The organism is Acinetobacter sp. GN11 (genome assembly GCF_054823985.1).
Genome location: NZ_JRVL01000023.1, coordinates 23,630 through 47,486 on the forward strand (window position 1 = coordinate 23,630; position 23,857 = coordinate 47,486).

The 23,857-nt window shown below is 40.6% G+C and carries 23 protein-coding genes; 12 read left to right on the forward strand and 11 right to left on the reverse strand.

Annotated elements, in window-relative coordinates:
* Nucleotides 1–59: 59 nt before the first annotated feature.
* The 4 genes from xerD (at nucleotide 60) to thrC (ending at nucleotide 4,678) form a co-directional block, all read left to right on the forward strand.
* The gene (gene xerD, locus NL42_RS02680) at nucleotides 60–980 is read left to right on the forward strand and encodes a site-specific tyrosine recombinase XerD (RefSeq protein ID WP_461311682.1); all 921 of its coding nucleotides are present in this window, start codon (nucleotides 60–62) and stop codon (nucleotides 978–980) included.
* Nucleotides 981–1,126: 146 nt separating this feature from the next.
* Entirely contained in the window at nucleotides 1,127–1,939 is an 813-nt protein-coding gene (locus NL42_RS02685) for a DsbC family protein (protein ID WP_016139513.1), read from the forward strand.
* Between the two features lie 243 nt (nucleotides 1,940–2,182).
* Complete coding sequence (locus NL42_RS02690) at nucleotides 2,183–3,484, forward strand: homoserine dehydrogenase (protein WP_336170029.1); 1,302 nt, start codon at nucleotides 2,183–2,185, stop codon at nucleotides 3,482–3,484.
* Between the two features lie 54 nt (nucleotides 3,485–3,538).
* Nucleotides 3,539–4,678 carry a threonine synthase gene (thrC, locus tag NL42_RS02695; protein ID WP_003654438.1) on the forward strand — a complete coding sequence of 380 codons (1,140 nt, stop codon included), beginning with the start codon at nucleotides 3,539–3,541 and terminating at the stop codon, nucleotides 4,676–4,678.
* A 107-nt stretch (nucleotides 4,679–4,785) separates the two neighbouring features.
* On the opposite strand, the gene pbpG is transcribed toward thrC, so the two are convergent.
* Entirely contained in the window at nucleotides 4,786–5,832 is a 1,047-nt protein-coding gene (pbpG, locus tag NL42_RS02700; RefSeq protein WP_336170027.1) for a D-alanyl-D-alanine endopeptidase PBP7/8, read from the reverse strand.
* A 212-nt stretch (nucleotides 5,833–6,044) separates the two neighbouring features.
* Between pbpG and gacA the strand changes: the two genes are divergently transcribed.
* The 3 genes from gacA to NL42_RS02715 are packed head-to-tail and all read left to right on the forward strand — an operon-like array spanning nucleotide 6,045 to nucleotide 9,702.
* Complete coding sequence (gacA, locus tag NL42_RS02705) at nucleotides 6,045–6,680, forward strand: response regulator transcription factor GacA (protein WP_003654436.1); 636 nt, start codon at nucleotides 6,045–6,047, stop codon at nucleotides 6,678–6,680.
* 10 nt (nucleotides 6,681–6,690) lie between these two features.
* Nucleotides 6,691–8,259 (forward strand): sensor histidine kinase, encoded by a 1,569-nt coding sequence (locus NL42_RS02710; RefSeq protein ID WP_461311683.1) that lies wholly within the window; start codon nucleotides 6,691–6,693, stop codon nucleotides 8,257–8,259.
* A gap of 24 nt (nucleotides 8,260–8,283) precedes the next feature.
* Nucleotides 8,284–9,702, forward strand: coding sequence for a sigma-54-dependent transcriptional regulator (locus tag NL42_RS02715; RefSeq protein WP_461311684.1), 1,419 nt, complete (start codon nucleotides 8,284–8,286; stop codon nucleotides 9,700–9,702).
* Nucleotides 9,703–9,705: 3 nt separating this feature from the next.
* Here NL42_RS02715 and NL42_RS02720 read toward each other — a convergent pair whose 3' ends face one another.
* The 4 genes from NL42_RS02720 to lptF all read right to left on the reverse strand — a co-directional run bounded on the left by NL42_RS02720 (nucleotide 9,706) and on the right by lptF (nucleotide 14,750).
* Nucleotides 9,706–10,890: a S41 family peptidase gene (locus tag NL42_RS02720; RefSeq protein ID WP_461311685.1), complete on the reverse strand. Its 1,185-nt coding sequence runs from the start codon at nucleotides 10,888–10,890 to the stop codon at nucleotides 9,706–9,708.
* A 15-nt stretch (nucleotides 10,891–10,905) separates the two neighbouring features.
* Nucleotides 10,906–12,453, reverse strand: coding sequence for a 2,3-bisphosphoglycerate-independent phosphoglycerate mutase (gene gpmI / locus NL42_RS02725; protein WP_461311686.1), 1,548 nt, complete (start codon nucleotides 12,451–12,453; stop codon nucleotides 10,906–10,908).
* Between the two features lie 126 nt (nucleotides 12,454–12,579).
* Nucleotides 12,580–13,650, reverse strand: a complete 1,071-nt coding sequence (gene lptG / locus NL42_RS02730) for an LPS export ABC transporter permease LptG (protein WP_461311687.1) — start codon at nucleotides 13,648–13,650, stop codon at nucleotides 12,580–12,582.
* Nucleotides 13,650–14,750 (reverse strand): LPS export ABC transporter permease LptF, encoded by a 1,101-nt coding sequence (lptF, locus tag NL42_RS02735; RefSeq protein WP_035366311.1) that lies wholly within the window; start codon nucleotides 14,748–14,750, stop codon nucleotides 13,650–13,652. Before lptF ends, lptG begins: the two co-directional genes overlap by 1 nt.
* Before the next feature lie 143 nt (nucleotides 14,751–14,893).
* Between lptF and NL42_RS02740 the strand changes: the two genes are divergently transcribed.
* The 4 genes from NL42_RS02740 to NL42_RS02755 all read left to right on the forward strand — a co-directional run bounded on the left by NL42_RS02740 (nucleotide 14,894) and on the right by NL42_RS02755 (nucleotide 17,769).
* Nucleotides 14,894–16,342, forward strand: coding sequence for a leucyl aminopeptidase (locus tag NL42_RS02740; protein WP_461311688.1), 1,449 nt, complete (start codon nucleotides 14,894–14,896; stop codon nucleotides 16,340–16,342).
* Nucleotides 16,335–16,742: a DNA polymerase III subunit chi gene (locus NL42_RS02745; RefSeq protein ID WP_016139524.1), complete on the forward strand. Its 408-nt coding sequence runs from the start codon at nucleotides 16,335–16,337 to the stop codon at nucleotides 16,740–16,742. The genes NL42_RS02740 and NL42_RS02745 overlap by 8 nt, the downstream gene beginning before the upstream one ends.
* Nucleotides 16,743–16,779: 37 nt before the next feature.
* Nucleotides 16,780–17,418: a cell division protein BlhA gene (blhA, locus tag NL42_RS02750; protein ID WP_461311689.1), complete on the forward strand. Its 639-nt coding sequence runs from the start codon at nucleotides 16,780–16,782 to the stop codon at nucleotides 17,416–17,418.
* A 132-nt stretch (nucleotides 17,419–17,550) separates the two neighbouring features.
* Nucleotides 17,551–17,769, forward strand: a complete 219-nt coding sequence (locus tag NL42_RS02755) for a hypothetical protein (RefSeq protein WP_461311690.1) — start codon at nucleotides 17,551–17,553, stop codon at nucleotides 17,767–17,769.
* A gap of 60 nt (nucleotides 17,770–17,829) precedes the next feature.
* On the opposite strand, the gene NL42_RS02760 is transcribed toward NL42_RS02755, so the two are convergent.
* From NL42_RS02760 to glnK, 6 genes are all read right to left on the reverse strand, one after another.
* Nucleotides 17,830–18,489: a riboflavin synthase gene (locus NL42_RS02760; protein ID WP_005301612.1), complete on the reverse strand. Its 660-nt coding sequence runs from the start codon at nucleotides 18,487–18,489 to the stop codon at nucleotides 17,830–17,832.
* Nucleotides 18,490–18,532: 43 nt separating this feature from the next.
* The gene (locus NL42_RS02765) at nucleotides 18,533–19,825 is read right to left on the reverse strand and encodes a DNA adenine methylase (protein WP_336170003.1); all 1,293 of its coding nucleotides are present in this window, start codon (nucleotides 19,823–19,825) and stop codon (nucleotides 18,533–18,535) included.
* Nucleotides 19,822–20,907 (reverse strand): bifunctional diaminohydroxyphosphoribosylaminopyrimidine deaminase/5-amino-6-(5-phosphoribosylamino)uracil reductase RibD, encoded by a 1,086-nt coding sequence (ribD, locus tag NL42_RS02770; protein WP_461311691.1) that lies wholly within the window; start codon nucleotides 20,905–20,907, stop codon nucleotides 19,822–19,824. Before ribD ends, NL42_RS02765 begins: the two co-directional genes overlap by 4 nt.
* 15 nt (nucleotides 20,908–20,922) lie before the next feature.
* Entirely contained in the window at nucleotides 20,923–21,381 is a 459-nt protein-coding gene (gene nrdR, locus NL42_RS02775) for a transcriptional regulator NrdR (protein ID WP_003654416.1), read from the reverse strand.
* Between the two features lie 123 nt (nucleotides 21,382–21,504).
* The gene (locus NL42_RS02780) at nucleotides 21,505–22,899 is read right to left on the reverse strand and encodes an ammonium transporter (protein ID WP_461311692.1); all 1,395 of its coding nucleotides are present in this window, start codon (nucleotides 22,897–22,899) and stop codon (nucleotides 21,505–21,507) included.
* Between the two features lie 56 nt (nucleotides 22,900–22,955).
* A complete protein-coding gene (glnK, locus tag NL42_RS02785) occupies nucleotides 22,956–23,294 on the reverse strand; it encodes a P-II family nitrogen regulator (RefSeq protein ID WP_000780326.1) in 339 nt (112 codons plus the stop codon).
* A 278-nt stretch (nucleotides 23,295–23,572) separates the two neighbouring features.
* Between glnK and NL42_RS02790 the strand changes: the two genes are divergently transcribed.
* Nucleotides 23,573–23,800 (forward strand): accessory factor UbiK family protein, encoded by a 228-nt coding sequence (locus NL42_RS02790; RefSeq protein WP_003654412.1) that lies wholly within the window; start codon nucleotides 23,573–23,575, stop codon nucleotides 23,798–23,800.
* Nucleotides 23,801–23,857: the final 57 nt, after the last annotated feature.

Sequence of the window (23,857 nt, forward strand, 5' to 3'; positions counted from 1 at the left end):
GTTTAATCGACAAACCTTAAAGTTTCTTTTACAGTACAGAGGTTTAGAGGATCTAGTGTATGTTAAATAAGAAACCGCGTATTCCAAGCCCTGTTCAAATTCCTGAACATTTAAGCTTTTTACAAGGTTTCCGCGACTATCTCGTTGCACAGACGGTAAGTCCACATACACGAAATGCTTATTTATCAGACCTCATTCAATGCAGCGAACTTCATAAAAAAACAGCTCTTCCACAGTGGACAAGTGATGACATCGCAGATGTTCTTATTGAACTGACAAAAGCAGGAAAAAGCCCTCGCTCGATTGCCCGCTGCTTATCTGCCCTACGTCAATTTTACAAATTTTTACGTGAACAGAAGTTACGTAGTGACAATCCGGTTGCTACCCACCACTCTCCAAAAATTGGACGAGCATTACCTAAAGATCTATCTGAAGAAGATGTAAATTCACTGATTCATGCGCCAGATATCAATACAGCACTTGGCTTACGTGACCGCGCAATGTTTGAAGTGCTTTATGCATGTGGTTTACGTGTTTCAGAGCTACTTAACTTGCGACTGGAACTCATTAATTTAAAGCAAGGCTATTTACGAGTTACTGGTAAAGGCAATAAAGAGCGTTTGGTTCCGTTAGGACAAATTGCCTGTGAATGGGTAGAACGCTATTTAAGTAATGCTCGGCCTCAACTCTACAAAAGCTCGACTGACTATCTTTTTTTGACCCAACATGGTGGGATTATGAGTCGTCAGAACTTTTGGTATGCTATTAAACGCTATGCGCTTCAAGCCAATATTCAAGCTGAACTTTCACCTCACACTTTACGTCACGCCTTTGCAACGCATCTGCTCAATCATGGTGCTGACTTACGCGTAGTGCAAATGTTACTGGGTCATAGCGATTTATCTACAACACAAATCTATACGCATGTTGCACAAGTACGAATGCAACAATTGCATGAAAAACATCACCCTAGAGGATGATAAAGCTTTAAAGCTCCAGACAAGCATTTCATATCAATCGTTTGATTTCGTTCACAAAGGTTAAGAAAGTTTTAACAATAAACGTTAGATTTTTTGTTATGCTTAGCAGCTTCTGACTATAAATACTGATGAAATAAGGGTTATCTATGTCTTTTACCCGCTCTCAAATTTTTCTTGCCTGCACGTTGGCATCTAGCCTTTTGTTCAGTGCTTGTTCTAAAGAAAACAAACCACAAAAAGAAGATGCGCTCACAGCAACTGCACCTGCTACAGGGGAAGCTTCAACCATTATCGAACGCAATGATAAACAGCGTTTGATCGAAACTTTGCAGAAACAATTTAAGAATGCAAATATCAACGCCAAAATCTTAGATATTAAGCCGACTGAAGTTCCTAATTTGTATTGGGTAAATCTCGAAGGAATGACTTCGGTATATACGACCAGTGATGGAAAATATTTAATTCAGGGTGATGTCATTCGATTAGGAGGCAAAGAGCTTCATAATATTGGAGATAATCTTCAAGCTTCAGAAAATAAAAAGCATCTTGCGGCTTTAAAAAATGAAGATCTGATTGTCTACCCTGCAAAAGGTAAGGCTAAACACGTGATCTATGTGTTTACCGATGCAAGTTGTCCTTATTGCCATAAGCTACATGAGCACATCCCTGAAATTAATGAAAAGGGTATTGAGGTACGCTATATTGCTTGGCCACGTGGTGAGCAATTTATGCCGACTATGGAAGCTGTATGGTGTAGCGCAGATCGCAAAGCTGCCTTTAGCCAAGCAGTACAAGGTGTCAATATTCCGCCTGCTCAATGTAAAAACCCTGTTCGAGAGCAATATCAACTTGGCTTAAACATGGGTGTAAATGGTACACCTGCTATTTATAATGTTGATGGTGAGTACTTGGGTGGATATCTAACACCAGATGAATTAATTAAACGTCTGGATAAATAATCTACTCAAAATTGATGAATGATTAATCGTTCATCTCTTATAAAAAGCGCTGCTCTCATTGCAGCGCTTTGTTTTTTCAATAAATAATGCTTTACCTATCAGTGTTTAAAGACTGATCTACTCTTGTTTTCCAAACATCGCACTCTAATTCATTGAACAGGCACTAAAAGCGCTAGAGTCTGGCGTTTTTTTTAGCTATGATCTAGCTTCAACTAAATGATTAAATGATGAATGGAGTGTGACGTGAAACCAGTTCGCCTGGCAATACTCGGTCTAGGAACCGTAGGTGGAGGAGCCCTTAAACTACTACAAGAAAATGCCGCTGAAATTAAACGTCGCACCGGTCGAGAAATTCAAATTACCCACGTTGGAACACGTCGTCCTCGTCCAGATCTCGAACTGGAAGGGATTAAACAAAGCGCAGATTTACTTGATATCGTTCGTCAACCAGACGTTGATATGGTTGTGGAAGTGATGGGTGGTATTCATCCTGCTTACGAAGTTATCATGGAAGCGATCAAACACGGCAAACAAGTCGTGACTGCAAATAAAGCTTTACTCGCTGAACATGGCAATGAATTATTTAAAGCAGCTGAAGACAATGCTGTACAAATTGCCTATGAAGCAGCAGTTGCTGGCGGCATTCCAATTATTAAAGTCATCCGCGAAGGCCTTGCTGCAAACCACATTGAATGGTTGGCAGGCATCATTAATGGTACAGGCAACTTTATTCTGACTGAAATGCGTGAAAAAGGCCGTGCATTTGATGATGTATTAAAAGAAGCTCAAGAATTGGGTTATGCAGAAGCAGATCCAACTTTTGACGTTGAAGGTATTGATGCTGCGCACAAACTTACAATTTTAGCGTCTTGTGCTTTTGGTATTCCTCTTCAATTCGATAAGGTCTATACCGAAGGTATTAGCAAAATTACCGCACAAGATGTGAAATATGCCGAAGATCTCGGTTTCCGCATTAAACACCTCGGAATTGCACGTCGTGCTGAAAAGGGTATTGAATTACGTGTTCACCCAACACTCATTCCAGATGAGCAGCTTATTGCAAATGTAAACGGCGTTAAAAATGCTGTTTTAGTTCAAGCTCATGCTGTAGGCCCTACACTTTATTATGGCGCTGGTGCTGGTGCTGGTCCAACAGCATCTGCTGTTGTTGCCGATGTAATTGATATTGTCCGCGACATCTCTTATACCGAAGATGGTGCTGGGACAATTCCTCAACTTGCATTTGAAGCATTAACAAATGTGCCAATTTTAAGCCGTGAAGAAATGACCACAGGTTATTACATCCGCTTAAATGCAGAAGACCAAACTGGCGTACTTGCAGATGTCACTACTATCTTAAGCCGCGCTGGAATTAGTATTGATGCCATCATGCAACAATCCCGTTTAAAAGACCTTATTCCAATCGTGATTCTGACTGATCCAATCGTTGAATCTAAAATGGATGAGGCTCTTGCACAAATCCAAGCATTACCTGCTATTCGTGGCGAAATCGTAAGAATTCGTTTAGAATCGCTCGATAGTTAATCAGGTTGAGGGAAAGATTCCCTCTTCCGCTTCACCTCTAATTGGAACACCATCATGTCTAATGCCAATCGTTATACTGGTCTTGTAGATCGTTATCGTGACCGTTTGCCAGTTTCGGCAACTACTCGTGCTATCTCTTTGGGTGAAGGTAACACCCCACTCATTAAACTAGAGAATATTCCACGTATTATTGGCAAAGATGTTGAAATTTATGTGAAATATGAGGGTTTAAACCCAACTGGTTCATTTAAAGACCGTGGTATGACCATGGCTGTAACCAAAGCGGTTGAAGAAGGCTCTAAAGCGATTATCTGTGCATCTACTGGTAACACTTCTGCTGCTGCTGCCGCTTATGCTGCACGTGCAGGTATCAAAGCATTTGTTTTGATTCCAGAAGGCAAAATTGCGATGGGTAAAATGGCGCAAGCGATGATGTATGGTGCGATCACTATGCAAATCCGTGGTAACTTCGATGATGGTATGCGTCTTGTAAAAGAAGTTGCTGATCAAGCGCCAGTAACGATTGTAAACTCAATCAACCCTTACCGTTTGCAAGGTCAAAAAACCATTGCTTATGAAATCGTTGAGGCTTTAGGCCGTGCACCTGATTATCACTGCTTACCTGTAGGTAACGCGGGTAACATCACAGCTCACTGGATGGGTTATACCGAAGCTGTAGCAAATCAACCTGCTGATCAATTTGAACAAGTGATTTATGATGCAGCTACTGATCAATTCACTGGTCCAAAACCTGAAGGTTTACCAACAATGGTTGGTTACCAAGCTTCTGGCGCAGCTCCATTCTTACGTGGCGCTCCAGTTGAAAACCCAGAAACAGTTGCAACTGCAATTCGTATTGGTAATCCACAAAGCTGGAACCATGCAAAAGCTGTGGTACGCGACTCTAAAGGCTGGTTTGATGAACTTCAAGATAGCGAAATTTTAGAAGCTCAACGCTTACTTTCTATGTATGAAGGTGTATTTGTTGAGCCTGCATCTGCTGCTTCTATTGGCGGTGCGATTCGTGACATTAAAGCAGGTAAGATTGCTGAAGGTTCTGTCATTGTATGTACAGTAACTGGTAATGGCTTGAAAGATCCTGACACTGCAATCAAACAATGTGCTGATGCAGTTATGTTGTCAATTGATGCAACAATGAGCCAAGTAAAAGATTCGATTTTATCTAATATGTAAAATCTGAATTTTCGAAAAAAACGGCTGTTCAATACAGCCGTTTTTTATGCCTTTTTATAGTCATAAAAAAAACGCTTCTTGAGAGAAGCGTTTTTAGAATAATTAAATTAAATACGTTTTGGTAAATTACTTAACCAACCCAATAGGTTAGTGGCATCATTATTACGTGCTTGCGAACTTGGCTCACCAAGCAACACAATCACGGCTGGACGCGAGTTTACAGTCGTATGCATCACAACACAGCGACCGGCCTCATTGATATAACCTGTTTTAGACAAGTTAATGTTCCAACCACCATTACGCACTAGAGCATTGGTATTGTTAGATTTCAACACACGATAACCCAAGTTAAAGTCATAAGTTGGTGTAGTTGAGAATTGACGAATCAAGCCATATTGAGAAGCTGTACTTGCCAAAATTCCTAAGTCACGCGCAGAAGATACATTACGTGGATCTAAACCTGTTGACTCATAATAATGGGTTGCGTTCATACCTAAAGAACGTGCTTTAGAATTCATTGCAGCTACGAATGCAGGACGACCACCTGGATAAGTACGCGCTAAAGCTGCCGCTGCTGGGTTTTCAGACTTCATTAAAGCAAACAATAACACTTCTGCACGGTTCATTTTGTCGCCAACACGCAGTGTTGAACTTGAATTTTTACCGTTTGCCCCAGCAAAATCAATTTGCTCAAGCATAATTTCTTCGGACATGTTTAAACGAGCATCTGCTGTTACCACTGCTGTCATCAACTTGGTAATAGATGCAATTGGCACTGAAGCGTTCGTATTTTTACTAAATAATACTTCACCAGTTTGCGCGTCCATCACCAATGCGGCACGAGCACTTACACTCGGCTGGGCATTGTAGCCAGAGGTATCACGGATTTGAGCAAATTTTGGTGCAGATGCCACAACCTTGGGTGCATTACCACCACGTAAAGTTGTAGTTACAGATGTTGAACCTTGTATAGTTGGCTCATCATCTTCATCATTCAAAAGTTGACTAGCGTCAGCTGAAGACCAATTTAAACTTGCACTCCCACCACTCCCTGAGGACGGGTTATTGACGAGTTCTGCAAAGCTTGTTGAACTCAAACTAAGCAAAATAGACATGCTTAGCACATGTATTAAAGACTTTTTAGAATTTTTCACGGCACAATACTCGACTCAGGGTGATACACATTTGCGCTTACTATAATTATGCCTTACATTTGAGGTATAAGGTATAACGCTTTTACCGACACAATTGTGCACAACTATTCGCTCACTATATAAGAATAGGATTGCTAATTTTGTCATTCCATTGCAAGCTAATTTTGCTTTATGTAACAAAAAACTTGTTTTTTGAAAGAAAGGAGGTCTTCTTGATTACAGTTTTAGTTGTGGATGACCATGAACTTGTACGTACAGGCATCTGCCGTATGTTAGAAGATCATGCCGATGTAGAGGTCATTGGACAAGCCGAATCGGGTGAAGAAGCAATTGCTATTGTTCGTCAGAAACATCCTCAAGTTGTGCTGCTTGATGTCAACATGCCAGGCATCGGGGGTGTAGAAACGACACGCCGTTTACTACAAACCGCACCAGACACAAAAGTTATTGCTGTAAGTGGTTTATCAGAAGAGCCATACCCTTCTCTTCTGCTTAAAGCAGGAGCTAAAGGCTATATCACTAAAGGTGCTCCAATTACAGAAATGGTTCGGGCAATCAACAAAGTCATGCAAGGCGGCAAATACTTTAGTGCTGATATTGCTGAACAGTTGGCGAGTTCCTATCTATCGGACACACAGCAGTCGCCTTTTGACGCTCTATCCGAACGAGAAATGCAAGTTGCAATGATGGTTGTAAATTGTATTAGCGCTCAGGAAATTGCGGACAAACTTTTTGTAAGTGTTAAAACGGTCAATACTTACCGCTACCGTATTTTTGAAAAACTCGCCATCGATAGCGACGTTAAACTGACTCATCTTGCGATCCGTTATGGTCTGATCAAGCCGTAATCAAAACTATATGCAATTTCCCTTAAACTCTTCGTTGTCCAATACGATTTTTCGTTTGGGCACGTGGTATGGTTTATATCGTCTTATTATTGCGGTTAGCCTAAATATTATTTTGGTTTTAACCGACGCTCAAATCGACAATAGTCTACGACAACCCACTTTATATTCTTACACACTGCTTGGCTATTCCATATTAAGCCTTCTTCAGCTTTTGTGTTTTAAGTTTGTTGCAACTCAAGCAACCAAGCAGCTTATTTTATTTTTTGTAGTCGATGTTATCTGCCTGAGTTTACTTACATTTTCTGTAGGCGAACCAAATCTGCAACTCAGCTTGCTGTATGTTATTGCTATATTTACTTCGGCAATTTTACTCAGCGCAAGAATGTCTTTACTCATTACATTACTTGCGGTCATTGCGATTATTTACCAACGTTTTGTGGGTAGTTTATTTGACTACAATAATCTAAATACGATTGGTAATAGCGCCTTATTAGCCTTCTTATTTTTTGTGGTGCATGGCATCGGGCAAATTGCGGTACAGCGCTTTAAACTACTTGAAGCGCTGACTTTCCACCAATCCATAGAACTCTATCAACTACAAAATATTAACCGCTATATTTTGGAACAAATTGAAGAAGGCTATCTAGTTCTAGATGAAAACTATGACATTGTTCTAAGTAATCCAGCAGCCTGCTCTTTGTTAGGTATTCCGCCACAGTTTGCCAGTGAAAAATATCCTTTAGCGAAATGGCATCCCGATTTATTTGAAATTCTTAAGTTTGATAACCTACAAGAAGGCGATCGATTTATTTTTGAGTCTCGACTATCGGCCTATTCTATTAACATTAAAGTGCAACATCTTGTAGTGCCGCAACAAGCATTGACGCTACTCATCTTACAAGATGCACAGCAGATTAATCAGCAAGCTCAACAACTCAAACTTGCCGCCTTAGGGCAGCTTTCAGCCAGTATTGCACATGAAATTCGTAACCCGCTAGCAGCCATTGTTCAGGCAAATGAATTATTTAAAGATAGTGATTTAGAACAGCAAAATACTTTACGCCGTATGATTGGTAAGCAAACAAAACGCATTGATAGTATTGTGCAAGACACATTAGGACTTGCTAGCAGTGAAAGAACTCATCCAATCCAGATTGAACTAAACGACTTCATAAAGACGTTATTAGACGAAGATTTATTAGATGTTAAACATTCTATACAGCTTAAAATTTCTGATTCATGCTTAAAATTATTATTTGATGAGAAACAACTCAGACAAGTGCTCATTAACCTTGTCAGAAATGCTTTACGCCATAATGCGCCCGATTCCCCCCATGTTCTGATCAACATTCATTCACAAACAAATAAAATCTATATTGATGTGATCGATTACGGTGAAGGGGTTTCAAAACGTGATATATCTCAACTATTTAAACCATTTTTTAGTACCGAAATTAATGGAACTGGTTTAGGATTATATTTGTCTCATAGTTTTTGTGAGGCAAACCATGCAAAGCTCACTTATGTAGAGCAAAAACAAGGGGCATGCTTCCGAATGGAATGCCCAATAATATATTGATTTTTTTATTAGGTTTTTGGGGAAATGGCAGAACAGCAACCACTGGTTTTGCTTGTAGACGATGAAGAAGATCTGTGCCTTTTAATGCAAATGACTCTTGCACGAATGGGGATTAAAACACATCTTGCTTATCGGGTTGAACAGGCCAAACAACTCTTTACTCAGTTTCATTACGATGCATGTTTAACCGATTTGAACCTACCCGACGGTAGCGGTTTAGAATTGGTTAAACACGTTTCTCAAACTTACCCACACACACCAATTGCAGTTTTAACTGCATACGGCAATATGGATATTGCAATTGCAGCGTTAAAGGCAGGAGCTTTTGACTTTGTAAGTAAACCTATTAACCAAATTCATTTAGATCAGTTATTAAAAAAAGCGTTAAATCAGCCAAAACTAGAGCATGAGTTCGGTGAAACCACATTGGAAAACGACCTATTAATCGGACGTTCTCCACCAATACAAAACCTACGTATTGCTATAAAAAAAATAGCCCGCTCTCAAGCTCCTGTGTTTGTTACAGGTGAGTCTGGTACAGGTAAAGAGGTTGTTGCTAATCTTATTCATCGCTTGAGTAATCGCAGTGAAGGCCCGTTTATTGCGATTAACTGTGGCGCAATTCCAACTGAGCTCATGGAAAGTGAACTTTTTGGACATAAAAAAGGAAGTTTTACTGGAGCGACCCAAGACAAACAAGGCCTTATTTTATCTGCTCATGGCGGCAGTTTATTTTTAGATGAAATTGCCGAATTGCCATTAAGTATGCAAGTTAAATTGCTTCGGGCAGTGCAAGAAAAGAAAATTCGCCCAGTAGGTTCAGATCAGGAAATTGATGTTGATTTTCGAGTAATCAGCGCCAGCCACCAAGATTTAGATTTATTAGTCCGACAAGGGAAATTCCGTCAGGACTTATTTTTCCGTATTCATGTGATGGATATCATGTTGCCGCCACTGCGTGAGCGCGGTGGCGATATTTTGTTATTAGCCAATCATTTTATTCAAAAAGTTTGTATGGAATGGGAAATTCCAAGCAAACAATTAACTACAACTGGTGAAACTTATTTATTACAGCAAGATTTCCCGGGTAATGTTCGTGAATTAAGAAATATGATTGAACGAGCTATTACTTTAAGTGATGATGAATGTATTGATTTAACACATCTAGCACCTCTTCTCAGAGGCAGTAGCGTTAACTCTCAAATCGCCACTAAACCAGAGAATGAGGCATCAACTGCGATTACTCATGCCCGACCAAAATTACCACTGGAAGGCCTAGAACGCTACTTAGAAAATATTGAAAAAGATCTTCTATTGAACGCACTGGACATGACACATTGGAACAGGACTTTAGCAGCTAAAAAGCTAGGAATGACCTTTCGCTCTTTACGCTATCGACTGAAAAAGTTTGGCTTAGATACCGAATTGGGAGAAGAAGTATAAAAACTACTTTTTCTTTAGAAATAAATCTGCAACGCGATCTAAATAGACGTCTTCTTTCATTTCTGGGGGCAAAGGATAGCTCTGATTAGGCTGAATACCTTGCCCTTCAATCATATTGCCATTTGGCGTGTAATAGTGTGAGACGGTCATTTGTAATGCCGCACCACTTGGCAAAGGAAATAGTTTTTGCACAACTCCTTTTCCATAACTTTTTTCGCCCATAACCCACGCACGCTGGTGTTCTTTCATGGCCGCAGTAAAAACTTCGGCTGCCGATGCAGAGCGATGATTAATTAATATACCTAATTTTATATTCTGAAATTCATTGCCGGGCAAAGCCTGAAATTGCTGATTACCTTCCGAACGGCTTTTAGTTGAAACAATAATTCCGTTATTTAAAAATAAATCTGCCGACTCGACTGCTGCCGATAACAATCCACCCGGATTGTTTCGCAAATCGATTAAAACAGCTTTTAAACGTGGTGAACTATTTTCTTCAATTAACCGCTTAATTTCATTTGCTGTGTCTTGCTGAAATACTCTAATTTTGAGTACTAAAACCTGATTATGTAGCATTACAGGTTCGATATCGGTTTCTATTTTTTTATTACGAACTAAGTTAATGTTTCCACTTAACTCTTCTGCTTGTACTTGAAGCGTACTTCCAATAGAACCGTAAAGCAGACCAAGTACCTGATCTTGGTTTAAATTTTTTAAATCTTGGTTATCAATCTTGAGAATCGTCTGACCATTTCTCAAACCTAACTTATATGAGTCTGAACCCGTTTTAAGATCGCGAATCATCCACTTATGGAGATGCAATTCAGGGCTTAAAGCAAAATCAACCGAGGCAAGGTCACCTTCGGTATATTGGATGAGTTGTCGATATTCTTCTGCTGACAAATAACGTGAATAACGATCTAGCCCACTCACTAGCCCTTTAATGGCTTGTTGAAATAAGGCATCGTCAGACTTCACATCGACATAGTTATCTCGAACGATTCCATAGATTTGTACAAACTGTTGAATCGACTCGATCGGTACCTCTGCATAACTATGTTCCGGTTCTTCCGAATCAGAATGCAAAGGTGACAATTTCTCTTTTACAACTGGCGCTGCAAAAGCAAATTGGCTGCAACACAGCAACATACTTACAAGAAGTTTTTTATATTTAATGTGTTGCAGCATCCAATCACCTTTGGTTTATGCAGATAATGTAATCAGGTTACGTCCTTGCATTTCAGCAGGAACAGGAATCTGCATTAAATTGAGAATCGTTGGTGCTACATCGGCAAGCACACCACCTTCTGCAATTGTTGCTTGTGTTGGGCCAACATAGATAAACGGTACAAGTTCCGTTGTATGTTGAGTATGAACTTGGCCACTTTCGTAGTCTTGCATTTGTTCAACGTTACCATGGTCAGCAGTAATCAACATATGGCCTTTCTTTGCCATGACCGCTTCATAGACACGTCCTAGGCAAAGGTCAACCGCTTCAACTGCTTTAACTGCAGCATCAAAAATACCTGTATGGCCTACCATATCACCATTGGCATAGTTCACAACCAATAAATCGTATTCACCAGAATTAATGGCTTTAACCAATTCATCAGTTACTTCATAAGCACTCATTTCAGGCTTAAGATCATATGTCGCAACGTTTGGAGATGGAATTAAAATACGTTTCTCACCTGGATATTCATCTTCACGCCCACCACTAAAGAAGAACGTTACATGCGCATATTTTTCAGTTTCGGCAATACGCAACTGAGTTTTTCCAAGAGAAGATAAATATTCACCCAATGAATTTTTGAGAGCTTCTGGCATGTATGCAACTGGCGCATCAATGCTAGCCTGATAACGTGTAAGCATCACAAATTTAGAAAGATTTGGTACAACTTTACGCTCAAAGCCAGCAAAGTCTTTTTCTACAAATGCGCGAGTAATTTCACGAGCTCGGTCAGCACGGAAATTCATAAATACAACGCTATCACCGTCTTGGACTTTAGCAACATCCCCAATACGAGTCGCTTTTACAAACTCATCGTTTTCATTGGCTGCATAAGCTAACTCTAACCCTTCCACTGCTGTTTGCACAGTACGAAGTGCCTCGCCTTCGGTCAACAGACGATAAGCTTGCTCAACGCGATCCCAACGATTGTCGCGGTCCATTGCAAAGTAGCGGCCAATCATGGTCGCAATACGGCCTTGACCTTGGTATTGAGCAAATAATGCATCTAGTTTTTCTAAAGACGATTGAGCACTACGTGGAGGTGTATCACGGCCATCAAGGAAAGCATGTAAATAAACTTTTGCACCACGTTTCAATGCAAGCTCACACATCGCCACAATATGGTCTTCATGCGAGTGAACACCACCGTCTGAGAGCAATCCCATAATATGAACGGCGCCACCAGCAGCTTTGGCTTTTTCAACAGCGTCGATCAACACTTCATGTTTAAAAAAGTCGCCAGTACGAATATCTTTAGTAATACGGGTAAAGTCTTGATACAACACTCGACCAGCACCAAGGTTCATATGGCCAACTTCAGAGTTACCCATTTGCCCATCAGGTAAGCCAACATCTTCACCAGAACCAGAAATTAGACTATTTGGATGCTTTGCTGTCATTGCCGCCAAATTCGGTGTTTTTGCTGCAAGAAAAGCATTATCTTCAGTCGCTTCACGGTGTCCAACACCATCCATAATGACCAGAACGTGAGGGATCTTGCCAGCAGTTGCATCCGTCATAATCTATTTCTCTTTTGTCTACAATTTCGTCACGATATCTTACCGAATTTTCGGTCAAGACTCTATTTTTTCCTATGGCTTTCATCAATATCTACGATTGATGAAAACCATAAATATCAATTATTACTAGCGAGCACGGTAAAGCAAATAACTTCCGGCGCCAAACATTAACAAGATAGGTACGAGTACAAACCATGCTGGAGATGGGGCATAAACCAAGCTGGCGTAACCCAAGAAATCCTGCAAATAATAGAAACTCAAACCAATAAACAATGCGATCACCAAACGGAAACCCATCGATTGCTGGCGTAATGGCCCAAAAATAAATGAACACGCCACGAGAACCAGAGCAATCAACGAAAATGGCGAGGCAACTTTTTGCCAGAAAGCCAATTGATAGGTCTTTGGAACCTGACTATATTCATCCATATAGCGCATGAAACTAATCAGCTGGCTTGGAGATAAATCTTCAGGATCTAAAGTCACCATATGCACATATTTAGGCTGTAATGCTAAAGAAAGCGATTGTTCGTCATGGTCAGTTTTTATGGCATTTCCTGCCGCCAAAATATCCATTTGTTTTGCTTTCTTCAAAGCCCATTGACCATCTTTTACGAACTGTCCTTGCTGAGCATTAATTAATGATTGCAAGTAATAGTTCTGGTCAAAATCGACCACTTGAATATCTTTTAAATTGCCCTGAGAGTTAGCATAGTCGATATAGATAAATCGCTGCCCTTCACGTGACCAATAACCTTTCACTTCGCCTAAAGCAGCTACAGAGCGGTGACTCTTAACACTTTCTGCTTTTTCATTCGTATATGGAATAACCCATTCACTTAAGACAAAAGACAAAATAATAAGTAGTAAAGCTGAGCGCATCACCCAACCGACAATACGCCATAAGCTAATACCAGCTGAGCGCATGACAATAAGTTCACTGCTAGTTGCCAGTGACCCTAAACCAATTACAGCACCAATTAAGGCAGAAATAGGCAAAATTTCATATAGATAACGAGGTGCTCCCCAGAATACATAGATGAGAGCTTGCCATGCGTTATAGTCTGGTTTGAGCTCACCTAACTCGCCAAGGTACGTAAATAAGATCTGTAAAATCGACAAAACAACTGTGGTGCCAAACATTGCAAGCGCAGTGGTTTTCGTCACATATTTGGCGACTATTCGACGTGCTAACATTATAATTTCACTCGCTTGATCTGTTTCTTGATTTTTGGTGCCAACTTCTGTTTACGAGAAAATAAGGCAGCTGCAACGCCATAAACAACCAACACGGCAGGATAAGCCCAAATATCGAGTTCTTCTTTACTAATACGAGTCTTGATTGCAATCATTAATACGATCAGACTGGAAAAAATAAAAACTGCAGGAATAAGACGATAATAACGACCTTGTCTTGGACTCACTTCAGACAATGCTACTGAAAGCATTAAAGCGATAAGAATGGTGAATGGCCCAAACAAACGCCATCCCAACTCACTTCTTATGACTGGATCATTCGTTTTTGCAAAAAGTTTAGTCGTTGATAATGCTTCTACATCACCACTTTCAAACTTAACATCTTTGTCATTTTCTAAACGTAGACGATAAGACTGAAACTCGGCTTGTGTATATTTTGGTTGTCCCGGAAATATTTCATAACGGCGGCCTTGCACCAGATCAACCACATTGGCTGTGTCATTTGCAACTTCTACACGAGTCGCTTCTTTTGCCAAGATCATGACATCTGGTTTATCTTCTTTGGTCGCGCGTTGATAAAAGAAAATGTCTTTTAGATTTTTTCGATCTTCAGATAGTGAACCTGCATAAATCGTATAGGGTCCAGAAGAAATAAATTCTCTTGGGCGAACCAAATCGAAGCCTGTCCGAACCGCTTGGGTGGTGGTTAATTTTTCAAACTCACGCAATCCCCACGGCGTCATCCAGAGCATAAGCACAGACTGACACACCATATAAACAAGTGTCATTGGAATAAGTAGTCGAGCCAATTGATGACGACTCACACCACTACCATTCAGGACTGCCATTTCATGGTCAACATATAGGCGACCAAACACCAACATTAAACCAATGAAAAAACCCAGTGGTAAAATGAGTGTTAGAAATTCAGGTAAACGATATCCAATGATGCTAAACAAGATACTGGCATCTAAACGCCCCTGCGCCGCCACACCAAAGTATTTGATCAGACGACCACCCATCATGATTAGGGTCAATAAGGAAATGACCACCAATGAGGTAGAGACAACTTGCTTGACGAGATAACGCCGAATAATCAAAGTAATACTTCCAAAAGGCTAATCGGGACGACTGCTAGTTTACCCGAATGTTAAAAATATAAAACCGCACATTGCAACGCTATGCTTGAAAGTGTTTCAATGTTTTAATTCATCATAACTTTCTATAGGCAATCACGACAGCCATGAAATTTACAACTTATACAACTTTTCCCGAACAGACATCTAATGAATCTTTGTGGGTTTTAGTTGATTCAGAACAGTTACAAAGCAACGTCAACGCATATCAAATCAATAACCTAGAAAGCGTTCTGAACGCTACCCAATTTAAAGGCAACTTCAATGAAACTCTGCCTTTATTTGGCCAGATTTCAAATCAGCCTCACAGCCAATTACTTGGCTTAGGAAAAACAGCCGAACTTCAGGCAGTCAAGCTCGCTAAACTTGCCCAAACGATTATCAAATCGACACAAAATAAATTTAAGCATATCGCAATTGATATTGCTGCGTTACCTGTCGAGCACCATTATTTATTTGCTTTGAGCTTAACTCAAGCAGCTTATGGTTATGATGAGTTTAAATCGAAAAAAAATGAATTTGTGTTACAACAGGTTGATTTAATTAGTTCAACAACTAGCCTAGATGAAAAACAACTGGCTTTAGTACATGCAGTACAGTCTGGACAGTCTTATGCACGTGATCTTGGCAACCGCCCAGGTAATATTTGTTTCCCAGAATATTTGGCAGAACAAGCTCTAGCTTTAGCAGCAGAATTCCCAGACTTACTTAAAGTCACTGTTTTAAATGAGCAACAAATGGCTGATTTAGGCATGTATGCTTTTCTTGCAGTCAGCAAAGGATCTGATCGTCCGGGCCGTATTGTAACGCTCGAATATCAAGCACAGATTGATCAAGCTCCGGTTGTTCTCGTTGGTAAAGGTGTAACTTTTGATACGGGTGGTATTTCTTTAAAACCAGGCCTTGGCATGGATGAAATGAAATTCGATATGTGTGGTGCAGCCTCTGTACTAGGTACCATTCGTGCATTATGCGAAGCAAAACTTCCTATTCATGTAGTAGGTGCAATTGCAGCAGCAGAAAATATGCCTTCTGGTAAAGCAACTCGTCCGGGTGACATTGTGACAACCATGAGCGGGCAAACTGTTGAAATCTTGAATACAGATGCTGAAGGCCGTCTTGTACTGTGTGACACATTGACCTATATCAAACGCTTCAATCCAGCAGTCGTGGTTGATATCGCAACATTAACTGGTGCATGTGTAGTCGCTTTAGGTAAAGTACTCAGTGGGTTATTCTCACCAGATGATGCTTTGGCAGCCGAGCTCCAACAAGCTGGCGAGCAATCTTTTGACCGTGTATGGCGTATGCCAGTCATTGATGATTATCAAGAGTTACTTGATTCACCATTTGCAGATATTGCGAACATCGGCGGTCCATACGGCGGCGCGATTACGGCTGCATGTTTCCTTGAGCGATTTACACGTGAATATCGTTGGGCTCATTTAGATGTAGCAGGAACAGCATGGTTATCTGGTCCAGCTAAAGGTGCAACTGGTCGTCCAGTACCACTTCTCATGCAATTTCTAGCGAATCGTGTAAATACGAATGGCTAAAGTTAGTTTTTATCTGTTTGAAACCAGCGAAGAACGGCAAGTCGATAGTGCTTGCCGTTTATGTCGAAAAATATTACAGAAGCATCCTAAAATCTGGTGGTATTGCCCAGATGTGCAGCTACAACAGATTCTTGATGAAAGATTATGGGAATTCGACCCTGTCAGTTTCATTGCGCATGGTGTTGACCAGACTGATGCTGCTGTATGTATTTCGGCTAAACAACCGCTTGAACAAGGCCTGTTAGTATTTAATTTTAACAATCATGCACTTGAACAAGTTGATCATTTTAGCCACATTATAGAAATTGTTGAAAATAATGAAACAGCCAAGCAAATTGGTCGAGAAAAATTTAAAATGTATCGCCGTTTGGGTATAGAGCCGCGAACCTTTAAATTATAACGCGCTAAAATGTAAATACTGTTGATCAAGGAGAAACATGGTGGCATTAAATGTCGGGCAAGATTTTAAAAAAAGATGGTTAAATGCGCCTGAAGCTGTCCGTCATACCTATCAACAGGATTTGGCACGTATTTGCGACTTACTAGAACCTCAGACGCCTATTCAGCTTTGGGTTTTAAATGACGAAAAAGCGCAGTTAGAATCACAGCAAAAAATTGAACAAGCCTACGCAGATCTCAAAGCCGAGCTTATTGAGCAAGCACGTATTCGTCGTCAACTTGCTTTAGAAAAAGCGCTTGCGGACAAACGTGCATCGGAAGCTGCCTATGCTGCGGAGTTGCAAGCAGACGAAGTTCGAAAATTTAATGAACAGACTGAAACATTACACACATTACGTAGTCATTTAGAACAAGAGGTTGCAGAGCAAACTGCGCGTTATCAGAAAAACCCTGAAACACCAGCGGTCAATTACGCTGCTGGCGTAAAACTGAGTATTACTGATGATCAAATCTTATCTGAGCTTGAAAGTTTACGCATTCGTTTAGAACTTGAAGCTGAGAGCTTAATTGAACAGTCTGTAACGGCTTTCCGAGCCAAGCTAAATTCGGCAGCTCAAGAAGAAATAGATTATATTTTGAAAAATTCTAAGTTTTCTGATGAAAAAATAGAAAAGTAAACCGTTAAATCTTTTTCTTGTCATAAAAATGACACCTATATGTCACAAAATAGACACATAGATTATTCTTATAGATCAATTGATTATAAGAAAGAAAAGCTGAAATTTTAAGATAATTAATGAGGATAAGAGATGGACATTCTGCATCAGATTTCAAAGCAAGTTGAACAGCTTAATCAGGGTGAGCAATGGACATTTTCAGCACAAGAATTTTATATGAGTCATAACGACTTTAACTCTTTATCTATCTTACTTACACGCGAGTCTGAAAATCGTGATTTTTCAATTACTCGCACTCAGCATAACAAGCCATGGGTCGGCACCCACTCTGTTACGCTAACCAAGCATTAAATTTTCAAAACAAAAAAACCGGAACATGCGTCCGGTTTTTTATTTTAACGATTTAGCTTTTTATTTTAAAAAACCATTTTCAGCTAAAAAAGCCATACTAATATTTGACTCTGTTTTTTGTTCAGCAGCTTTGTCACCTAGCAATAAACGCTCGATATAACGTGCTAAAACATCGACTTCAAGGTTTACTTTGCTGCCTACTTGCCATGTTCCAATGTTAGTACGCTCTGCTGTATGCGGAATTAGATTTAAGCTTAAAATATTTCCACGTAAGTGATTAATCGTTAAACTAATACCATCTACAGTCACAGAACCTTTTTCTGCTAAATATTTAGCAAGTTCTGCGGGTGCCGTAACTTCATAATAGATTGAGCGAGCATCTTCACGTACTACGGTAATTTCACCGACGCCATCAACGTGACCACTTACAATGTGTCCACCAAAGCGTGTTGTCGGCAACATTGCCTTTTCAACATTGACACGTTGCCCAACTTTCCAGTTACCCAAAGTTGTTCGATTCAAGCTTTCACGAGAAACATCAGCTGCGTACCAGTTATCGCCCCATTCAATCACGGTGAGACAAATACCATTGGTCGCAATTGAGTCACCCAAATGTACATCCGACATATCCAGATCAGTCTGAATACGTAAACGTACATCGCCACCTACGCTTTGCAGGCTTTCAACTTTTCCTAAACTTTCAATAATGCCTGTAAACATGGCTCAATCTCCAAATCTTTTTACACTGCTTAAATTGCAGCGCTTACCAAAGTGCGAGCTGTGTACTATTACCTGAAGTATCTACACCACCTAGCTCGGCGAAGTGGTAAAGCTGGCCTAATAACTGACGTAATGGTGGGCCCGACTTAGCATGAGTATCTGTAATCACAATAAACTCAAGCACGCGTGCACGTTCAGACTGTCGCTGTTTACTTACTCGATAGCGTGGAACATCTTGTGTTAACAAGGTCACTTTGCCGCGCTCCAGATTGGCCATAAGCAAATCTTTAGGCTCGATATTACCATCAGTTGAATAACTGGTCAGAATATAGCGAGCATTAATGGTTGAAAGTAGTTTTTCATACGCATCTTTCGCATATTTAGAAGAGTTATATGGACTTGGACGCTCTTTACGCCAAGCTCTATCAATTCCACTCTTATAACCTTTGGTATCTGGTGATGGTAAATCGACCTGATCCCATAATGTTAATGCATTTAAAACATGGTAATTACTACTATATGCGTGCTGGTTATATGGTGGATCGAGATAGGCAACATCGACTTCAAAACCACTCATTTGATTTGCTAGATGCTGTGAATCTACACACCACATTTCAGCAGCAGGACGCTTACGGTCACCAATCTCGCAAAAACGGCTTGGTGTTAACCAAAGTAATGACTCAATTCGTTCTAATGCAGTTTGAGTACGACCGCCCCACCCTTGGTGAAAGCTTTTAAATACACCGCTGGTATTACTAACAAAACTTGCTGAATAGAGCAAAGGTGCGAGCAAAGCACTCATCTCTACATCATTAATTGCACCTTGAGATTGCCATGTTGCAATCTGCTGGCGAATCGCATCAATACGCATACCATTGCGGCGTTTAAAGAACAAACGGTCACGAGCTGGATCATAAATATCATCGTTACGTGGACAAAGATTATGGGTTACCCAACCTTTAACTTCAGGTAAGCGATTTAAATAATCGATTGCCTTCTGATAACCACCCAGTTCTTTAAAAGCAGGTGCATCGGTACAAGCTAAAATCGCATGATTTAATGCATGGCTATAAGGTTCCCAGTCATTTGCAATCACACGGTAACCATTTTGACGCGCCAAACGAGATACGACACCACTGCCGGCAAAGAAATCGGCAAAAATCGGAGGATTCTTTTTCTTGCTATTCAGCGTCCCTGTAATTTCAAGGGCTTCTAAAATTAGATGGAGCAATCGGCGCTTGTTACCTAGGTAAGGAACAAGCTGATGGAAAAGATATTCGTCTGTCGTACGGGCCGCATGACGACGTTTGTGATAAACCGAAGACTCTGGATTCATACTTTCTCTTGCGTAGGGATTAACCTTAAGCGTATATCTTGATCAAGTTGTGTCACATCAAGAAGTGTAAAACGAAGTTGTTGTGCCATATATTCAAACTCTGCATTGAACATGGCTCTTGCACTTTTCCCCAAGAATGTCGGGGCAATATAACTGATCAACTCATCTACCAGACCTTCTTGTAAAAAGGCAGTAGATAAGGTCGCACCGGCTTCCACCAACACATCATAAATTTGATGTTGCTTAGAGAGGATCTGTAACAGCATTTTTAAAGGCTGAATTTCTAATTGTATCACGCCTAAATCGGCAAGTTCTTGACGATATGGCCCCATCACCATCACAGTTTCAGGGTTTTCTAAAATTTTAGCAGCGAGCGGCAAACGTCCCTGACGATCTAGAACAACTCGCTTTGGCTGAGCAACTGTCTCAATATCAATATGACTCAGTGAGCGTACATTAAGCTGACAATCATCTGCAATCACAGTTTCAATGCCTGTAATCACTGCGCCTGAAATGGCACGCCAATGCTGGACATCTTGACGTGCAACTGCACCGGTAATCCACTTTGATTCACCAGATGCCATTGCCGTACGTCCATCTAGGCTTGAAGCTACTTTTAAGCGTACATAAGGCATGCCCGTAGACATCGCCTTTAAGAAACCTTGATTTAATTTTTCTGCTAAATCTTCACAAATACCAACTTCTACTTCAATGCCAGCATTTTTCAAAATCTGAACGCCTTTACCTGCAACGAGTGGGTTTGGATCAGGACATGCTACCACTACTTTTTTAACTTGGGCTTTAACCAATGCTTCAGCACAAGGAGGAGTTCTCCCGTAGTGTGCACATGGCTCTAGCGTCACATACGCTGTTGCACCTTGAGCCTGCTCGGCTGCCTGACGTAAGGCAAAAACCTCTGCGTGCGGTTGACCTGCTTTAGGATGAAAGCCCTCACCTATTAACTGATCATCTTTGACAATGACGCAACCAACATTTGGATTAGGCTTAGTCGAATATAGACCTCGTTTGGCAAGTTCAATAGCTTGCTGCATCCAATATTGATCTTTTTTCAACTCAGACATAAAAATCTCAAATAGTTATTGTTCACGTTGCTGCATTTGCTCAATTTGACGGCGAAAAGCTTCAACATCCTGAAAATCTTGATAAACAGAAGCAAATCGGACATAAGCGACATGGTCAAGTGCAAATAGGGATTGCATAACGACTTCACCAATTGTTCGAGACTTCACGTCACGCTCACCTAAACGGCGAATCTGCAATTGAATATCACTTAAAACAGTTTCTATCTGTTCTTGTGTGACTGGACGTTTCTGCAAAGCATGCATTAACGAACGGCGTAGCTTGGCCTCATCGAAAGGTTCATTTTTTCCATTCGATTTGATCACACGAGGCATTACCACTTCATAGCTTTCAAAAGTGGTAAAACGTTCACCGCAACTTACACACTCACGACGTCGACGAATCTGACAGCCTTCGGCGGCTAAACGTGAATCGATGACTTTACTATCTGCGGCGTTGCAAAATGGACAATGCATAGCGGATTTATAGGGTCGATTACTTTGACCTAGTGTAGCAAAATTTCTACACTTACAGAACCAGCATTCTATAAGACAAAAAAACAGTCCGAAGACTGTTTTTTGATTGGAATATATTACGAATTATTCAATACGTTCGCCATGTTGGCTTAAATCCAGACCCATGCGTTCATCATCGGCGTTAACACGGATACCAATCACAAGATCAATCACTTTAAGAATTACAAAAGTAGCAACACCACTGTAGATCATAGTTGCCAATACGCCTTCAACTTGTACCCATAATTGACCAGCGAATGTTGGTGCTAAGGTAACGTTGGCTGCTTTGATAATTTCATCACTGTAAAATACGCCAGTTAAAATCGCACCGACAATACCACCTACAGCATGTAAACCAAACGCATCCAAAGCATCATCGGCTTTAAGTAAGCGCTTAAGTGCAGTAATACCCCAGAAGCACACTACGCCACCGATAAGGCCCATGACTAAAGCACCACCTACACCGACGAAACCTGCTGCTGGCGTAATCACAACCAAACCAGCGACAGCACCAGAAGCACCACCTAATACAGATGCTTTACCACGAATCATACGTTCAACAACTAACCATGATAATGCAGCAGCAGCGGCAGCAACTTGAGTCACTAAAATCGCCATGCTTGCACGAGCACCAGCGCCTAAAGCACTACCACCATTAAAGCCAAACCAACCCACCCAAAGTAAGCTTGCACCGACAACAGTTAGAGTCAAGTTATGCGGAGCCATAGACTCACGGCCAAGGCCAATACGTTTGCCAAGCATGTAAGCAGCAACTAAACCTGCAACACCTGAGTTGATATGTACAACTGTACCACCAGCAAAATCTAATGCGCCTGCTTTAAATAACCAGCCATCTGTTGCCCAAACCCAGTGAGTAATTGGTGCATAAACAACAAGTACCCAAATTGCAATGAATGCCATGAAAGCTGAATACTTCATACGGTCTGCAATAGAACCGCTAAGAATTGCAACTGTAATGATGGCAAAGGTCATTTGGAAAATAACAAAGAGACTTTCAGGAATTGTTCCACTCAATGCATCAAACGCGACTCCGTTTAGCATTGCTTTAGACAAATCACCAAAAAATGCACCTGTGCCAGAGAACGCGATTGAATACCCAGCAACCACCCACAGCAAACTAACTAAAATCGCAGCTGAAAGGCTGAACATCATAGTACTTAATACATTTTTTTTACGTACCATACCGCCGTAGAATAGTGCCAACCCAGGAATGGTCATTAATAAAACCAAAGCTGTTGAAACCAAAATCCAAGATGTATCGCCTGTATCGAGTTTTGGTGTTGGTGCTGGAGCTGCCGGAGTTTCAGCAACTGGTGCTTCTGCAGTGGTTGCAGTAGCTGGAGATGTTGATGTAGCCGCAACTTCCGATGTAGGCGTTGTTACAGCTTCTTCTGCCCAAACGGCAGTACCACCCAAAAGAGCGCCTGATAGACTCAGCGCCATAAGCATTTTTTTCATTCGTGTCCCCCAACCTCATTTACGAGTTATTTTCTACTCAGCAAGCTTTGTGCCAATTAGACAGCATCTGGTCCAGTTTCACCCGTACGGATACGGATTACTTGTTCCAGGTTAGTCACAAAAATCTTACCATCGCCGATTTTCCCAGTGCTTGCTACACGTGTAATTGATTCAATTACCGCGTCGACCATTTCATCACTAATCGCAATTTCGATTTTTACTTTAGGTAAGAAATCAACCACATACTCCGCGCCACGGTAGAGTTCTGTATGTCCTTTTTGACGACCAAAACCTTTAACTTCAGTTACGGTAATCCCTTGTACACCAATGTCAGAGAGCGCTTCACGCACGTCATCCAATTTAAACGGTTTTACAATTGCAGTTACAAGCTTCATGTTTGTTTCCTTCGGCTTCTTTTCACCAGTAAGGTTTTATGTTCAATTTTCATGCCAATATTTCAAAGGTTGAGGGAAATGAATCTATTGCATGAACTTTCTTTATAACCTATTTAGTGATCAAGATGTAGATGAGCTATTAAAAATAAAATGAATTTTCAGTATAGTTAAGTGCTTATTTAATGTTCTATTTGTACTAAAAGAATTGAAACCTATATCCCACGTTCAAGCAGTGGTAAACTGTAAAGCATAAGGTAATACAACACTTTGGATATTTCATGCTAGAAACTTTATTACAGGCCATTCTGGAACAAATTGATGAGCCTAAAAAAGATTTGGAAAAAAATTTACGTGCATTATTAAATGAAGCAGTCGAAAAGTTAGATCTTGTTTCCAGACAAGAAATTGACCGCCAAAAGACCGCCCTTCAATCGGCCAACCAACGTTTAGCAGAGCTACAAAAACAAGTGGAACTATTAGAAGAAACTTTAAAGAATAAAAAATAAGCACCAATGTAGCGCACTTATACTTTACAACGATTAAAAATGAAGCACCATAATGGA

Bases quoted from the DNA above. Each gene is read 5' to 3' on its own strand.
- xerD (WP_461311682.1), top strand. From the start codon at position 60: ATGTTAAATAAGAAACCGCGTATTCCAAGCCCTGTTCAAATTCCTGAA.
- NL42_RS02685 (WP_016139513.1), top strand. From the start codon at position 1,127: ATGTCTTTTACCCGCTCTCAAATTTTTCTTGCCTGCACGTTGGCATCT.
- thrC (WP_003654438.1), top strand. From the start codon at position 3,539: ATGTCTAATGCCAATCGTTATACTGGTCTTGTAGATCGTTATCGTGAC.
- NL42_RS02710 (WP_461311683.1), top strand. From the start codon at position 6,691: ATGCAATTTCCCTTAAACTCTTCGTTGTCCAATACGATTTTTCGTTTG.
- NL42_RS02715 (WP_461311684.1), top strand. From the start codon at position 8,284: ATGGCAGAACAGCAACCACTGGTTTTGCTTGTAGACGATGAAGAAGAT.
- NL42_RS02720 (WP_461311685.1), bottom strand. From the start codon at position 10,890: ATGCTGCAACACATTAAATATAAAAAACTTCTTGTAAGTATGTTGCTG.
- gpmI (WP_461311686.1), bottom strand. From the start codon at position 12,453: ATGACGGATGCAACTGCTGGCAAGATCCCTCACGTTCTGGTCATTATG.
- lptG (WP_461311687.1), bottom strand. From the start codon at position 13,650: ATGTTAGCACGTCGAATAGTCGCCAAATATGTGACGAAAACCACTGCG.
- NL42_RS02740 (WP_461311688.1), top strand. From the start codon at position 14,894: ATGAAATTTACAACTTATACAACTTTTCCCGAACAGACATCTAATGAA.
- NL42_RS02745 (WP_016139524.1), top strand. From the start codon at position 16,335: ATGGCTAAAGTTAGTTTTTATCTGTTTGAAACCAGCGAAGAACGGCAA.
- blhA (WP_461311689.1), top strand. From the start codon at position 16,780: ATGGTGGCATTAAATGTCGGGCAAGATTTTAAAAAAAGATGGTTAAAT.
- NL42_RS02755 (WP_461311690.1), top strand. From the start codon at position 17,551: ATGGACATTCTGCATCAGATTTCAAAGCAAGTTGAACAGCTTAATCAG.
- NL42_RS02760 (WP_005301612.1), bottom strand. From the start codon at position 18,489: ATGTTTACAGGCATTATTGAAAGTTTAGGAAAAGTTGAAAGCCTGCAA.
- NL42_RS02765 (WP_336170003.1), bottom strand. From the start codon at position 19,825: ATGAATCCAGAGTCTTCGGTTTATCACAAACGTCGTCATGCGGCCCGT.
- ribD (WP_461311691.1), bottom strand. From the start codon at position 20,907: ATGTCTGAGTTGAAAAAAGATCAATATTGGATGCAGCAAGCTATTGAA.
- nrdR (WP_003654416.1), bottom strand. From the start codon at position 21,381: ATGCATTGTCCATTTTGCAACGCCGCAGATAGTAAAGTCATCGATTCA.
- NL42_RS02780 (WP_461311692.1), bottom strand. From the start codon at position 22,899: ATGAAAAAAATGCTTATGGCGCTGAGTCTATCAGGCGCTCTTTTGGGT.
- glnK (WP_000780326.1), bottom strand. From the start codon at position 23,294: ATGAAGCTTGTAACTGCAATTGTAAAACCGTTTAAATTGGATGACGTG.
- NL42_RS02790 (WP_003654412.1), top strand. From the start codon at position 23,573: ATGCTAGAAACTTTATTACAGGCCATTCTGGAACAAATTGATGAGCCT.